We start from the raw sequence: 15021 nt of genomic DNA on the forward strand, positions 1-15021 counted from the left end.
GCCCTCACAGCCCGCCGCCAACACGAAGGATCACACGATCACCGCCATACCATGTCCCAGGACTTTCCCATCGACTCCGCGATTTCATTTGGTGTCTGGGCTTGTCCGTCCTACCGAACGATCCGATCGAAGACCTCGTCAGGTAGCGCCTTCACGTAGGTGATTCGCGCGCGGATCGCCGCTTCCAGATTCGCCAGCGACAAGGCCGGGGACGGCTCCGAATAGTCTCCGGCGCCGGCCTGAGAGGTAACGAGTCCCACGGCGTCGTAGTTGCCCTCGGCCACCATGCGCTCGAAGAAGATTCGATACCGCTCTATGTATGAAGCGCCATGAAACACGGAATCGGCAGGAAACGGCATCCCCAGCGGCACCTTCACGGGCCGCGTTGATCCCACCGCACTTTCAACGAGCATCACGAAGCCGAACCATGGCTTGAAATGCCCGAAGAGACCACGCTCTATCGCCATCTGCGAGTCTGCGGCAAGTCCAAGTGCTTCTTCAGTTCGATTGTTGAAGTTATTACCGAAGGATGGGCCGCGCTGAGACTTGAACTCCATAGCCGCCACGAGAGCATCCCGATAGAGCACGAGAAGGTCCCAGTTCTTTGAGGCTCGGAAGTATGCGGGAAGATTCGTTTGGCCGGAAGACCGCACTTCGAACTTCACGTCGGGATCGCTTTGCCAGATGCTGGCAACTACCGCTTGCAGCGCATTCATCTGCTTGCCACCGGTCACTGCGGCGCGATTCCCCGTGTCCTTGACACCTGAGGCCTCACCTTGTTTGAGGGCCTGGGTGTCGAGGGATAGCCAGTACGACTGGACGGCGGATGCCCAAGTTTCTATCGATGTCAGTAGCGTCACTGTTGCCTTTCAAATTGTTCCGCAGGGCAGCCCGTAGGCCTCCTCTGCCGCCGTAGTCGCTGCGTCGCGATCCTTCTCGCGGAAGGCAGTCTTGAACCTCTCAGCGAGTTCGACAGTAAGTGATTCTGGCGACGGCACAGCTATCTTTCTGAGGTACTGCGCCTGGAATCGAAGTGTCCCGCCTCGCATTTTTACGCCGTACGAACTGATGAACGCTTCAGCCACTCGGGAGAGCAGAAGCCCTCCCAGAACCTCTAGATCCCATCGATCAGAAACGATGTAGTAGAGATTGTGGTGGGGGTAGTACCCTCCGGGTTCCAAGACAGGCGTGATCTGAGCTTTCATGTCCTGAAGAAGCAACTTTGGTCGTTCAGCGAGACCAGGCAGAACCTTGTCTATTGTCCTGTGCCAAGTTGCAGGGTTCTTCCTAGCGACGAAGCGACTCATCACGGCTTCATGGGAACTCAGTGTCGCGGTGAACCTAGGGTAATCCTCGGCATCAACAAGACGACCATGCTCATCCCACGGGTTCAGCATCACCTTCGCCGGAGGCCTCAAGTATCCTTGGCGAATGTCGTCAGCCATGACGATGGGGAGTAGTCGGGCAGGCTCGACATCCACATCCGTTGTTGAGTGGATGTAGGCCTTGTCGGCACCCGTGGCGACGCCGATTCCGATGCGAGTGTTGCCATCGGCTTCGAGCGTCGGGAAACGCTCGGCCAGATCTTCCAAAATCTTGATTGTGTGCGGTGACCCGGCAGGCCAGAAGTCAGCGGTCTCAAACCAGCTACTGAGCCGTGCTCCCGTCCATCCGTTACCTGAGGCCTCGGCCTCTGTACCCAACGCGAAGCGGACAGCGCGATCAGCTTCCTCAGCGCCAAAGTCCGCTGTTGTATCGACTATCGTGGCCGCGCCTTGCCGGGAATTGCGTAGAACAGTGATTGCGGGGTATGCCGATACCTCAGATTCGAAAGCGTCCACGTCGTGGAGTTGCCAAACGGTCTCGACTGCGTAGCCTGACACGACTAGGCCGCGGAGACGTTTCCCGTAAGCATTCCTCATCCAGCGGTCTGCGCATATGAAGGCGAGACGTCCGTCTTGTTTCAGTAGTCCCAACGAACGTTCGTAGAACCCAACGTAAATGTCGGCCCGGCCGCGCATGGTCTTCCATCGCGACCTGTACTCAGCTTCGACTTCATTGTCTAGGTCATCGCTCCGAATATACGGCGGGTTCCCGATCACGACATCGGCTTGCCCTCGGATGTCAGCAAGTAAGAAATCGCCGGATTGCACCCAGAGAGCCGCAAGTTCAACTGCCTCGACGGATGTTGCGCCCGCACTACTCAGCATGTCAGCAATTGCAATCCTGCAGTGCTCTGCGTGCTGTGGTTGCAAATCGATGCCCAGAATGCAGTTCGAGAGCTCACGGAATGGGACCCCACGCGTCTTCGCGCTTCGAAGAAGTCGCTCAACTGCAGGAAGCAGAAAAGCTCCCGATCCGATTGAGGGCTCGATCAAGCGCATGGTCGTTAGATTCCGTTCAGCGGAGTAGCCAACGAGGTCGAGCATCGTCTCGACCACCCACCGCCGAGTAAAGACCTCGCCATACTCGACGGCCTCAAGAACTGCCGAACTCATCCTGCAACCCTCCTCTGCGTCCATCGTGTTCAGGTGACTCAACCTTTCACGCTGAAGCGTACGGCTAGCCACTGACATTCTCTCAGGGCAGGAGAGGAAACCGCTGATCGTGTCCACCTTCGTTGTTCTCGCCGGGCGGCGGCTTGCGGGTGAAGCGTTGCATGTTGCGGTGGACGTTGGTCGCCACACCGGGCTTCTCGTCAGCTGGCTCTGCAGGTTCTGGTGGCTCGTAGCTTGCGGCGAGTTTGACCAGGGCCTCGTAGAGCACTTCGGTGTTGTTGTAGAGATCCCAGAACCGCGACTGGTCGGGGCTGAAGGCGGGATCTTCGCCTCCTCGGACGGCTTCGATAAGTGCCCAGATCACGTTTACGAGCGCATCGTCGTTGGCGAACACCTCGCGGATGCACTCGGTTCGCGGGTGCGGCACATCGATACGACGTTCCCTGATCTCGGTGACGATGCGCTCCACGACTTGCACCTGGACGGCTCCGTCGCGGTGGGCTCGGCAGTCTTCGTACGCAGCCTTCCGGCACGTCGGAAAGCAGTATATCCGGGGCCTGCCTGTCGGTTTCACATCTTTGAGCTTGCTCCCGCAGCGAGCACACTTCGTCGGCAGTTCAACTGCGCGCGAAACGCGGGTGGTGCGGTCGTGGCGCCGTTGCCTGGCTTTGTGCAGTTCACTGAGCCGGGCCGCCTCGTGGGGGCGAAGCTCACTGAGAAGGACGATCAAGCGTTGCTCCATCGCCCTCTGTCCGGGCCTGCCAAGCTCATCGCTGGGCGTGGCGAAGAACCTATCGAGCACCTGACTGTTCAGGGTGGGGATCGCCGCCGTGGCTTCGAGGAGTTCGTCTTCGTCTCCTGCTTCGAGCGCGGCGAGCCATCGCTGGTAGCGGGCGTCGAACTCCGCCTCGTCGGGGTCGTAGCGTCTGAGTGCCATCTTCTACGTTACGTCGGTTTCATCGCCGACGTAAGTGGCGAATCCTCGATCTGCAATACGCGTGTCCTCTCGGTGAGGACCGATCTTGGAGCAGAGTTTCGTTCATCGTGTGGGCGGGTGCGCACCTGTCCTTCATGGCTGGCGAGGCGGAGAATCTGAGGCTGCGAGTGACGCGGCGGGATGATCCTGACCTGGGCAAGCTCATCGAGTGGGTGCTCGGCATCGCCGACGCACGGCACCGCGCCTGAATCGCTGGTGAGCCCGACCCCTACGGCCTCCCGCCGCCTGATGGTTTCGCCAAGTCGTCTCCAGCACTTCGTTCAGTCAGGGGTGTGCGAGAGGATCGAGGCGAAGCACTACCCCCGACAAGGGGGCCACCATGAGCACCACAGTCACCATCGACGAGGCGGACGCCCCGGTGCTGCTCGCGGTTGTCCTAGCTCCGTGTCTCCACCCGCGAACAGGCCGAGCGCGGCGGCACAGACGAAGGCTTCTCGATCCCCGCCCAACGCGAGGCCAACGCGCGGAAAGCTGCCGGCTGGACGCACGGGTCGTGTGTGAGTTCGTCGATGCTGGGGAGTCGGCCAGGTCGGCGGATCGCGACGGGCGGCAGGAGATGCTCGCGTTCATCGCCGCGACCAGGGTGACCTTCTGCATCGTGCACAAGCTGGACCGGCTCACACGCAACCGCGCCGACGACGTGAAAATCCACGGAGTCCTCACCGCTGGGGTGACGCTCGTGTCGGCGACCGAGTCGATCGACCAAACTCCCTCGGGGATGCTGGTACACGGGATCATGTCGTCCATCGCGGAGTTCTACAGCCGCAACTTCGCCACCGAAGCTACCAAGGGCCTGACGCAAAAGCTCGCGCAGGGCGGCACCCCCATGCGAGCGCCCATCGGGTATCTCAACGTCCGTAAGCGTGATGAGCAAGGGCGTGAGTATCGGACTGTGGAGGTGGACTCGGAGCGTGCTCCGTTCATCCAGTGGGTGTTCGAGCAATACGCCACCGGCGAGCACACCGTCATCGACCTCTTCACCGACGCAACCGCCAGGGGCCTCGTCACCGTCGCGACACCGCAACGCCCGTCAGGGCCGGTCGGGCGTTCGACGTTCTTCAAGATTCTGCGCAACCCGTACTACATCGGGCTCGTGCCCTACAAAGGCGCAACCCACCCCGGCACTCACGAGCCACTGGTCGACATGGAGACCTGGCAGCGCGTCCAAACACTGCTCGATACCGCGAAGGCGGCCCGCGCTCGGAAGCGTACCTACGATCACTATCTGAAAGGGTCCCTGTTCTGCGGGGCCTGTGGGTCGAGGATGCAGCTCGATCTGCCGAAAAACAAGCAGGGCATCCGCTACGCCTACTTCGCCTGCACCGGCAGACGCAAACGCACCACCGGCTGCACCCGCAGAGCCGTACCCGTCGCGGTCGCGGAACGCCTCGTCGCCAACTGCTACTCGCATATCTCAATCAGTGAGACCCAATACTCCGACCTCGCCCGAGAGGTTGAGGCCGCATTCGATGAGCGGTTCGCCGCCCGCTCCGATGAACTCGCGGAATTGACCGCCAACCGGCACAGGCTCGAAGTCGAGTCCGACAAGATCCTCGCCGCGCACTTCGCCGACGCCATCGACCTCACGACCTTGAAGCGGCATCAAGACCGCATCCGCACCGGCCTCGCCGACGTGAACCGCCGCCTCGCCGAGCACAGCGAACACCACACCGGCGGCCGCGCATTCCTCCACGACTCACTCCGACTGCTGACTGACGCGCACCGCACCTACGTACACTCCGATGACGCGAACCGCAGGCTCGCGAACCAAGCGTTCTACCCGAGGTTGGAGATCACCGACGACGAGCAACTACGCCCCGCCTCGCAGAGCCGTTCGCCACCATCGTCACCCAAGCGAGCACGCTCACCGGAGGCAAGGAAGCCAAACGGGAACACTCAACATCTACTGATGTCGCGTGTTCCCGTAAGACACTTTGGGTGGAGCCAAGGGGACTCGAACCCCTAACCCCCTGCTTGCAAAGCAGGTGCGCTACCAATTGCGCCATGGCCCCGTATATGCGGCCCACCCCGCAAAAGGTGCATGCCGTCATTCCGCCTTTGAGGCGCCCGGATCGTCAGACCTTGTCGGTCACTTCGGCCCAGAGGTCGCGGGCCTCGTCCTCCTGTGCGACCAAACGCCAGATGACGATTCCTACACCGACGAGCGTCGCTGCGAATAGCAACTTCTTCATTCTCGTCCTCCTCAAAAAGTCGGATCGTGGGCCTTGGAGGACTTGAACCTCCGACCTCTTCGTTATCAGCGAAGCGCTCTAACCGCCTGAGCTAAAGGCCCGTTCGTGACACCCGTGGGATCGCCACCGTATCGGTGTCACGGCGATTGACATTACCGTACTTTCCGGTCAGTAACCAAATCGGCGATCACTCGTCTGTCAGTGTGACCGTGATACCGCCGACCAACATGGCCGTGAGGTTGTACAGGAACGCGAAGATCGTTGACAGCGCGGTCAAGACAACGACATCAATTAGCGCAATGATCGTTGCCAACGACAGTGTCCGTTCGAGCGTCACCCACTGCAAAATGTTGAACTTCTCCGGCTCGCCCGCAATTTCGGCGATCGTGTCGTTGACGGTCGTGAAGACGTGCATACCGTCCAAGACGTACCAAAAGACACCGGACGCGACGATGATCATGATCCCCACCGCGAACGAAATTAAGAACGAGAACTTCACGACCGACCACGGGTCGACCCGCGACACGGCAAGTCGCACCTTGCGCGGTCCGGGCAGGCCTCCAGCGGCCACGGTGGCTGCCTTCTTTAGGTTGTGGGGCCGGTTGTCACCGCCTGGACGCGCGCCACCGCTCGCCCCGGCGGGAGTTGCGCCGCCGGTCCCCGCGGATGCGCCCGCGGCAGCGTAGCCGGCGGGGGGAACGGACGCGGGTGCCTCTGCTGGGGTGGCGGCCCCAGAACCTGCACCATCGGCGCCGCCCGCGGCGGCGGTGGGCCCGCTGCCGGCCTCGGTCCCCGCTGTCACGACCGGCTTGACCGACTTGCGGGTGGGGCTGGTCGCGTTGCCGTTACCGACGCCCGCGCCGTTGCTCTTCTTCTTCTGTGCCGCCACAGTCCCTACTTTCCGTCAGGTTCCCACCGTCGCCACCGCGGCGGCGGTGACGCATCTACCCATTGTTGCCGGTGGCGGGGTCCGCACCCCGCCACCACACCGTTTCCGGCGTTTCTTTTACGATTCGTCTACATTTTCTTCGCCGGACGGCTCCGCGGCGACCGCGGCGGTGTCGTCACCACGATGTGTCGCTTCGGCGCCCTCGGCGGCGTCCGCCTCACCGTCGCCATCTTCCAGCTCCGACTCGGCGTTGCGCGCAACCGCAATGATGCGGTCGTTCTTGTCCGGCTTGGCGAAGATGACTCCCTGCGATGTGCGCCCGGTCGGATTGACCTCACGCACCGCTGACCGGACGATCTTGCCCCGCTCCATGATGACAAGCACCTCATCGTCCTCGTGGACGACCAGAGCACCGACCAGGTCCCCCCGCGATTCGGGCAGGTTCGCAACCTTGACACCAAGGCCGCCGCGGCCCTGCACCCGATACTGCTCCACGCTCAGCGCGGTGCGCTTGGCCAGACCGCCCTCGGTGACCGTGAATAGGAACGTGTCATCGGTGATGACATCGCAGGTCAGCAGGTCATCGTCCCCGCGGAACTTCATGCCCGTCACGCCCGATGTGGCACGCCCCATGGGGCGCAGCGCCTCGTCGGTTGCCGTGAATCGCAGTGACTGCCCCTTGCGCGATACCAGAATCAGATCCTCGCCCGCGTTGACGAGCCGCGCCGCGACCAGTTCGTCGGGGTTGCCTTCGTCATCCTCACGCAGGTTGATGGCTATCAACCCACCGGAACGCGGCGAATCGTATTCTGCCAGCTTCGACTTCTTGACCAAACCGCGCTTGGTGCCGAGTACCAGGTAGTCGGCGGCCTCGTAATCCCTCACCGCCAGCACCTGCGCGATGCGCTCATCGGGTTGGAAGGCCAGCAGGTTCGCGACGTGCTGCCCCTTGGCGTCGCGCCCGGCCTCCGGAAGCTCGTATCCCTTGGCGCGGTAGACCCGCCCCAGGTTGGTGAAGAACAGCAACCAGTGGTGGGTGGAGGTAACGAAGAAGTGCTCGACTATGTCGTCCTCGCGCAGCTGCGCCCCGCGCACTCCCTTGCCACCGCGCCGCTGCGCACGGTACTGGTCGATGCGGGTTCGCTTGACGTACCCGCCGCGCGTGATCGTGACGACCATTTCCTCCTCGGCGATGAGGTCTTCGATCGAAACCTCCCCGTCGAAGGGCATGATCGACGTGCGCCGATCGTCCCCATATTTATTGACGAGTTCCGCCAGTTCGTCACCCACGATGGACCTTTGGCGCTCGGGCCGGGCCAAAATGTCCGTCAGATCCTTGATCTGGCGCTCCAACTCATCGTGGTCATCGATGATCTTCTGGCGCTCCAGCGCTGCCAAGCGGCGCAGCTGCATCGCCAAAATGGCATTCGCCTGCACCTCATCGATGTCCAGCAACTGGATAAGTCCGCTGCGTGCATCGTCGACGGTAGCCGACGCGCGGATCAGCGCAATGACCTCGTCGAGCGCATCGAGTGCCTTGAGATAACCGCGCAGGATGTGGATCTTCTCTTCGGCCTCGTTCAGAAGGAACCGGGTGCGACGGACAATGACCTCGAGCTGGTGGATCGTCCAGTGCCGCACAAACGCATCGATCGACAGTACCCGCGGCACGCCGTCAACCAGGGCCAGCATGTTGGCGGAGAAGTTGTTCTGCAGCTGCGTGTGCTTGTAAAGGTTGTTGAGCACAACCTTGGCGACGGCATCGCGTTTGAGCACGACCACCAGCCGCTGGCCCGTGCGCCCGGAGGTCTCGTCGCGGATGTCCGCGATTCCCTGGATGCGACCGTCCTTGACCAGTTGCGCGATCTTTTCCGCCAGATTATCCGGGTTGACCTGGTAGGGGAGTTCGGTAACGACCAGGCAAATGCGGCCGTGGATTTCCTCGACGCTGACGACGGCTCGCTGGGTGATTGATCCGCGTCCCGTCCGGTACGCCTCGTCGATGCCGCGGCGGCCCAGGATCGTTGCCCCGGTGGGGAAGTCGGGGCCCTTGATGCGCTCGATCAGGGCCTCAAGCAGTTCGGCGTTGGTCGCGTCGGGGTGGTCCAGGTACCACTGAACCCCGGATGCGACCTCCCGCAGGTTGTGCGGCGGGATGTTGGTTGCCATGCCGACCGCGATACCGGCCGAACCGTTAACCAGCAGGTTCGGGAAGCGCGCGGGCAGCACAACGGGCTCCTGGGTGCGCCCGTCGTAGTTGTCTTGGAAATCGACGGTGTCGCGCTCAATATCGCGCACCATCTCCATGGCGATCGGCGCCATGCGGCATTCGGTGTATCGGGGAGCGGCCGCGGGGTCGTTACCGGGGGACCCAAAGTTGCCCTGCCCGGCCACCAGCGGGTAGCGAAGCGACCAGTCCTGCACCAGGCGGACCAGCGCATCGTAGATGGCGCTGTCGCCGTGCGGGTGGAACTTACCCATGACGTCGCCGACAACGCGCGAACACTTCGAAAATGCGCGGTCGGGCCTGTATCCGCCATCGAACATCGCATACAGCACGCGGCGGTGCACTGGTTTGAGGCCGTCGCGCACGTCCGGCAGCGCCCGCCCGACTATGACACTCATCGCGTAGTCCAGGTATGACCGCTGCATTTCGAGCTGTAGGTCAACCTGTTCGATGCGGTCGTGGTGCAGGGCAACGGGCGCGTCGTCGTCGGGTTGCAGTGGGTTGGTTGGCGGTACGGGCGGGGTCTGATCGCTCATGACTGTGGTTCCTTCTTAGGCGTGGTGGCCGGTACTCGCCGCCTCCGCAACGGAGGGCGAGCGCCCGGCACTGGGGCTGTGTGCGTTATTCCTGAGGGCGGGGTGGGCCCAGGGGCCCGACCCCAACCAGCGGGCCGACTAGATGTCCAGGAACCGCACATCCTTTGCCTTGCGTTGAATGAAGTCGCGCCGCGAATCGACGTCCTCACCCATCAAGATCGAGAAGGTTTCATCTGCCGCGGCCGCGTCGGACAGCGTCACCTGCAGCAGGGTGCGTTCAGCCGGATCCATGGTCGTTTCCCACAACTCCGAATAATCCATCTCGCCTAGACCCTTGTAGCGCTGAATGCCGTTTTCCTTCGGAATTCGCTTTCCTGCGGCGATTCCCGCCTCCAAGAACGCGTCGCGCTCCTTGTCGGAATACACGAACTCATGCTCCGAGTTGGTCCACTTGAGCCGGTACAGCGGGGGCTGCGCCAGGTACACGTGCCCGTGCTCGATCAGGGGGCGCATGTACCTAAACAGCAACGTCAGCAGCAGCGTGCAGATGTGTTGGCCATCAACATCCGCGTCCGCCATCAGCACGATCTTGTGATAACGCAGCTTGGCGAGATCGAAATCCTCGCCAATTCCGGTACCGAACGCCGTAATTAGCCCCTGGACTTCCTGGTTGGACAGGGCGCGGTCCAAGCGCGCCCTCTCGACGTTCAGGATCTTTCCGCGAATCGGCATGATGGCCTGGTTGTGGGGGTTGCGACCGCGCACCGCCGAACCGCCCGCGGAATCCCCTTCGACGATGAAGATCTCGCATTCGACGGGCTTATTCGATTGGCAGTCTTTGAGCTTGCCGGGCATCGAATTCGACTCAAGCAGGCCCTTGCGCCTAGTCGCCTCGCGCGCCTTGCGTGCGGCCAACCGCGCCTGGGAAGCCTGGATGGCCTTGCGGATGACATCCTTCGCCTCGTTGGGGTGGGAATCCAACCAATCCCCCAGCTTTTCGTTGACCACGGTTTGCACGAAGGCCTTCGCCTCGGTGTTGCCCAGTTTGGTCTTGGTCTGCCCCTCAAACTGCGGCTCACCGAGCTTGATCGAGATCACCGCAGTCAGTCCCTCACGAACGTCATCGCCCGTTAGATTCTCGTCGCGTTCCTTCAGGATCCCCTTGGCGCGCGCGTAGCGGTTGATCAACGAGGTCAGCGCCGCGCGGAACCCCTCCTCATGCGTTCCGCCTTCGGTCGTGGAGATCGTATTTGCGAACGAGTGCACCGACTCCGAATAGGCGGTCGTCCATTGCATCGCGAGTTCGAGCGAGATGCGCTTGGTGGTGTCCTCGGCCTCCACGTCGATGATGTCGGGGTGCACAATGTCGAACCGCTTGGTGGCATTCAAGTGGCGCACGTAATCGATGAGGCCACGGTCGTACATGTAGCTAACAACGTTGGGATCGGTGGTCTGATCCGCGCCCGTAATCTCATCGTCAACGTCGGCATGGGGGCGCTCGTCGGTCAGTGTGATGCGCAACCCCTTATTGAGGAAGGCCATCTGCTGGAACCTAGCCCGCAGCGTTTCGAAATCGTATTCGGTGGTTTCGAAGATCTCGGGATCGGCCCAGAACGTCTGCTGGGTTCCGGTTTCCGTCGTGGCCTCACCGCGCACCAATTCGCCCACGGGGTGACCACCGTTGGCAAACTTCTGCGTCCACACGTACCCGTCGCGCTTGACCACGGTTTCAACGCGAGTTGACAGTGCATTGACCACGGAAATACCGACACCGTGCAATCCACCCGACACGGCGTAGCCGCCGCCACCAAATTTTCCGCCCGCGTGCAGGATCGTCATAACGACCTCCACCGTTGGGCGCCCCTCGGTGGGGTGAATCGCCACGGGGATTCCGCGCCCGTTGTCCACCACGCGCACGCCGCCGTCCGCCAGCAGTGTCACCTCGATGTGATCACAGTATCCGGCCAGCGCCTCATCCACAGAGTTATCCACAACCTCGTAGACCAGGTGGTGCAGGCCGCGTTCACCCGTGGAACCGATGTACATTCCGGGGCGCTTGCGCACCGCCTCAAGGCCCTCAAGGACGGTGATCGCCGATGCATCGTAGGCAGCTTCAACCCGATCGTGGTGAATGGGTGACGTCTCAAAATGTTCTGCAGCTTCGTTCTGTTCAGGCTCAGTCACTACGGGTGTCGCTCCTTATGTCATAGGTCGGGCAGGACAACAATTCCAACGAATTCCCGACTCTCACTGCCCGCGGTACATTCAACGGCTTGCAGCGGCATCCCCGCGACATCTGGTGTCCCGGCGGGCCACCGCGCTAGGTTGAACAACTTCCCTAAGTCTACCCGACGGGACCGACATTCAACCGTATTTGGGCGTATTCGGTACGCTTGGCCGATTCTGTACCCGTTTGGCGGGGACCCCTCATAACGAGGGTGCGCTCGCCTCTGGGGCGATTTTCGGGGCCGTGAAGTTATCCCCAGGTGTCGCGGGGCCCTCGCCCGCGGACCGCTTTGGGTCCACGCCCGAACGATCGCGTGCTGGGTCCGAGAATCTTCACGGCCGTGACGACACCTTCGCCGACCTCGGAATCGAACTTCGCCAGCAACTGATTCGTAAGCAGTCGCAGCTGCGTCGCCCAGGTGGTCGAACTGCACCGCACGGTCAAGACCCCGTTAGTGAATTCGGTTGGTTCGGTGTGCTGCGCGACCACATCCCCCACAATTTCGGGCCACCTACCCAAAACCGCCCCCACGGACAGCTGGTTTGCCCAACCCCGCTGCTTGACCAACGAGGCCAGCGACTCCCCCAACAACCGCGGATCCCGGGAACCCGTGTCCTCGCGGATAGGCGCCACCGCGGATACCGGTGAACGGCGCGGCTTGGCGCCGCGCTTCTTAGCTTCCCCTTTTATGCGGTCCAGCAGCTCGCGTCCGAACTGGTCGTCGTTGCCGGCCTCGAGCGGCGGCCGCTGATCAGATGACACGGTTCACTTCCGCGGCCATAACATCGAACCGGGCCCCCTCTAGTTCCCCCGGAATGTCCTGGGCAACGGCAGCCGTGATCAGCACCTGCTTCGCCCGGGCAACGCGCTCGACCAGGCGCGCGCGCCTGCGCGCATCGAGCTCCGCGAACACGTCATCCAAGATCATGACCGGCTCAGCGTCCTGACCCCACGGGGACCAGGAATGATCGCCGCCGATCGACCCCTGGGTCAAGAGGTCGTACGACGCAAGCCTCAGCGCCAGTGCCATGGACCACGATTCGCCGTGACTCGCGTGCGTCTTCACGGCCAAATCGTCGATCGTCAACGCCACCTCATCGCGGTGCGGACCGACCAGGGTGACGCCGCGCTCAAGTTCCTTGGGACGCACGCGCGTCAGCGCATCAAGCATCCTGGCTTCGACCATCGACGCCGAAACTTCGTTAGCCCTAAACAACTCATCGCCCGCATCCCCGTGCGCGTCCAACCCGGAACGGTATTGCGCGTGAGCGGTTCCCTGGCTCGAACTGACCTGGTCATACGCGGCGACGAGGTAGGGATGTAGGTGCCTGACGATCGCGTGGCGCAATTCCGTTATCTGGCCGCCCAACTGGGCCAGTTTGGCATCCCACACATCGAGCGTGCGCAGGTCATCCGCACCCTTATCGGGCGACCTCCGGCGCGGTCCGGCACTTTTAAGCAGGGTGTTGCGCTGGCGCAGCACCCTCTCATAGTCACCCAACACGCCGACAAAGCGAGGCACGAGCTGCACCGAAAGCCTATCCAGGAAGACACGGCGCTCGTTCGGATCGCCCTTCACCAAGGCCAAATCCTCCGGCGCAAATGTGACGGCGTGCACCAGACCCAAAATGTCCTTCGCGCGCACGACCGAACCACGGTTGATGCGCGCCCGGTTCGACTTCCCGGGCAGTATTTCGACCTCCGCCGTGCTTGCCCTGTCGCCCCTGACGATGCGAGACCTGATCACCGCGCGCTCCGCGCCCGCCCTAAGCAGCGGCGCATCGCCGGCCACCCTGTGGCTCGCGAGCGTCGCAAGGTAGCCAACCGCTTCGACGATGTTCGTTTTGCCCTGTCCGTTGGGCCCTACCAGGGCGTTGACTCCCGGATCAAATTCCAGATCGACGTGGTGGTAGTTTCGAAAATCGCTTAAGGAAAGGTGCGAGACGTACACGATCCCTACCGCCGCTTTCTACGCGGTGAAGCGAATGGGGACCAACAGGTAGCGATAGTTATCCACAATCTCACCGGCGGGGTCGTTGAGGCCGATGAATTCGACGGGCTTGTTCGGATGAGTGAAGCCCATCCGCACATAATCCGTCCCCAACGCGCCCAGACCGTCGAGCAGGTAGTGGGGGTTGAACGCGACCGAAATATCGTCGCCTTCGAGCGTGGCTTCCAGAATCTCCGAGGCCTGGGCATCGTCACCCTGGCCCGCGTCGAGAACTACCTGGCCCTGCGAGAAAGTCAGGCGGATGGGCGTGTTGCGCTCTGCCACCAAAGCAACGCGCTTAGTCGCTTCGATCAGGGTTTGCGTCTTGGTGATTGCTTGAATAGGTGTCGACTCGGGGAAGAGGCGGCGCACGTGCGGGTAGTCACCGTCTTCGAGCTGGGAGGTCGTTATCCTCCCGCCGGCCAAGAAGCCGATGCGATCCATGCCGCTTCCGGTTTGCAGGCCGATGTCAACGCGTCCAGCAGAACTGAACGACTTTGCCGCCTCGCTCAGAGTCTTGGCGCGCACCAGCGCCGCCGTTTCAAAGCTGGGGTTCGCGGGTTGCCAACTCACCTCGCGCAGCGCAAGACGGTAGCGGTCGGTCGCTAGCAACGTGATCTTTTCGCCCTCGATCTCGACCCGCACCGTCGTCAGCAGCGGCAGCGTGTCATCCTTCGATGCAGCCACGGTGACCTGCGCAACGGCGTGAGTGAACTCGTCCGAATCAATCGAACCAACCAACTCGGGTAGATCAGGCAGTGCCGGATACTCTTCGACGGGCATCGTCAGGAGCGTGAAGCGGCTCGAGCCGCACACAACGTTCGCCTTCGTACCCTCCGTCGTGATTTCGACGGGCTTATTCGGCAAGGCGCGCGAGATCTCGGCGAGCAAACGCCCGGACACGAGAATCGTTCCCTGCTCCGATACCTCCGCCGCGACGGTCGAGCGGGCCGAAACCTCGTAATCGAAGGTCGACAAAGAGATCGATGACGAGTCCTGCGAATGAATCAGGACGCCGGAAAGCACGGGAGCCGGCGGACGCTGCGGCAATGTGCGCGCCGTCCAGGTCACAGCCTCCGCGAGTACGTCGCGGTCCAAGCGAAACTTCATCATTCACCTCAGCGAATCAACATTTTTGGCAAGGGTCCACAGTAACAGTACGACAAAAAGGTCCCGGGTGGTTACTAGTGGATGCCCGACTCGCGCGGTGGGCGCCGACCGCCTCATGGCGGTGTGCACAATGACCCCTTTAGTTAAGTTTCGTAGTAGCCATAGGTGCTGTGGATTGTGTGGAAAATGGCGATTGCTGTTGAAATCACGCCAATGGCGAATGTGATCCGGCGTGGGGACGGACGGTGCGAAAACTACAAGGTCCTGTGAATTGTTGCCGTCTCGACATTGGCAGTCCACCGAAACTTGTCATTTTGTCCACCGGTTTTCGCCGCTTGCTCCACCGTCGTCCACA

Annotated in this window: 11 protein-coding genes and 2 tRNA genes; 1 reads left to right on the forward strand and 12 read right to left on the reverse strand. The window is 61.9% G+C overall.

The features are described from left to right. Positions 1-110: 110 nt before the first annotated feature. From FB389_RS06595 to FB389_RS06605, 3 genes are all read right to left on the reverse strand, one after another. Positions 111-860, reverse strand: a complete 750-nt coding sequence (locus tag FB389_RS06595) for a PaeR7I family type II restriction endonuclease (protein ID WP_142112109.1) — start codon at positions 858-860, stop codon at positions 111-113. Positions 861-869: 9 nt separating this feature from the next. After that, positions 870-2498 (reverse strand): Eco57I restriction-modification methylase domain-containing protein, encoded by a 1629-nt coding sequence (locus FB389_RS06600; RefSeq protein ID WP_211344968.1) that lies wholly within the window; start codon positions 2496-2498, stop codon positions 870-872. A gap of 82 nt (positions 2499-2580) precedes the next feature. Then, on the reverse strand, positions 2581-3435 hold the full coding sequence (locus FB389_RS06605) for a hypothetical protein (RefSeq protein WP_142112113.1): 855 nt from the start codon (positions 3433-3435) through the stop codon (positions 2581-2583). A gap of 553 nt (positions 3436-3988) precedes the next feature. Here FB389_RS06605 and FB389_RS06610 point away from each other — a divergent pair. Then, the gene (locus FB389_RS06610) at positions 3989-5461 is read left to right on the forward strand and encodes a recombinase family protein (protein ID WP_170207910.1); all 1473 of its coding nucleotides are present in this window, start codon (positions 3989-3991) and stop codon (positions 5459-5461) included. Here the strand turns inward: FB389_RS06610 and FB389_RS06615 are convergent. The 9 genes from FB389_RS06615 to dnaN all read right to left on the reverse strand — a co-directional run bounded on the left by FB389_RS06615 (position 5435) and on the right by dnaN (position 14666). Then, positions 5435-5507: transfer RNA gene (locus tag FB389_RS06615), tRNA-Ala, on the reverse strand. The genes FB389_RS06610 and FB389_RS06615 overlap by 27 nt on opposite strands. A 63-nt stretch (positions 5508-5570) precedes the next feature. Beyond that, the gene (locus FB389_RS10585; RefSeq protein WP_211344969.1) at positions 5571-5687 is read right to left on the reverse strand and encodes a DLW-39 family protein; all 117 of its coding nucleotides are present in this window, start codon (positions 5685-5687) and stop codon (positions 5571-5573) included. A 27-nt stretch (positions 5688-5714) separates the two neighbouring features. After that, positions 5715-5788 (reverse strand) — tRNA-Ile (locus FB389_RS06620). An 86-nt stretch (positions 5789-5874) separates the two neighbouring features. Further along, a complete protein-coding gene (locus tag FB389_RS10710; protein WP_246043565.1) occupies positions 5875-6576 on the reverse strand; it encodes a DUF3566 domain-containing protein in 702 nt (233 codons plus the stop codon). A gap of 117 nt (positions 6577-6693) precedes the next feature. Then, positions 6694-9339 carry a DNA gyrase subunit A gene (gene gyrA / locus FB389_RS06630; RefSeq protein WP_142112116.1) on the reverse strand — a complete coding sequence of 882 codons (2646 nt, stop codon included), beginning with the start codon at positions 9337-9339 and terminating at the stop codon, positions 6694-6696. Positions 9340-9477: 138 nt separating this feature from the next. Beyond that, positions 9478-11472, reverse strand: a complete 1995-nt coding sequence (gyrB, locus tag FB389_RS06635) for a DNA topoisomerase (ATP-hydrolyzing) subunit B (RefSeq protein WP_211345014.1) — start codon at positions 11470-11472, stop codon at positions 9478-9480. A 343-nt stretch (positions 11473-11815) separates the two neighbouring features. Next, positions 11816-12328 carry a DciA family protein gene (locus tag FB389_RS06640; RefSeq protein WP_142112120.1) on the reverse strand — a complete coding sequence of 171 codons (513 nt, stop codon included), beginning with the start codon at positions 12326-12328 and terminating at the stop codon, positions 11816-11818. Beyond that, the gene (recF, locus tag FB389_RS06645; RefSeq protein WP_142112122.1) at positions 12318-13517 is read right to left on the reverse strand and encodes a DNA replication/repair protein RecF; all 1200 of its coding nucleotides are present in this window, start codon (positions 13515-13517) and stop codon (positions 12318-12320) included. Before recF ends, FB389_RS06640 begins: the two co-directional genes overlap by 11 nt. Positions 13518-13535: 18 nt before the next feature. Beyond that, positions 13536-14666, reverse strand: coding sequence for a DNA polymerase III subunit beta (gene dnaN, locus FB389_RS06650; RefSeq protein ID WP_142113626.1), 1131 nt, complete (start codon positions 14664-14666; stop codon positions 13536-13538). Between the last annotated feature and the right edge of the window lie 355 nt (positions 14667-15021).

It is taken from the genome of Rarobacter incanus (assembly GCF_006715765.1).
GTDB classification, from domain to species: domain Bacteria; phylum Actinomycetota; class Actinomycetes; order Actinomycetales; family Cellulomonadaceae; genus Rarobacter; species Rarobacter incanus.

Bases quoted from the DNA above. Each gene is read 5' to 3' on its own strand.
- FB389_RS06600 (WP_211344968.1), bottom strand. From the start codon at position 2,498: ATGAGTTCGGCAGTTCTTGAGGCCGTCGAGTATGGCGAGGTCTTTACT.
- gyrA (WP_142112116.1), bottom strand. From the start codon at position 9,339: ATGAGCGATCAGACCCCGCCCGTACCGCCAACCAACCCACTGCAACCC.
- FB389_RS06605 (WP_142112113.1), bottom strand. From the start codon at position 3,435: ATGGCACTCAGACGCTACGACCCCGACGAGGCGGAGTTCGACGCCCGC.
- FB389_RS10585 (WP_211344969.1), bottom strand. From the start codon at position 5,687: ATGAAGAAGTTGCTATTCGCAGCGACGCTCGTCGGTGTAGGAATCGTC.
- dnaN (WP_142113626.1), bottom strand. From the start codon at position 14,666: ATGAAGTTTCGCTTGGACCGCGACGTACTCGCGGAGGCTGTGACCTGG.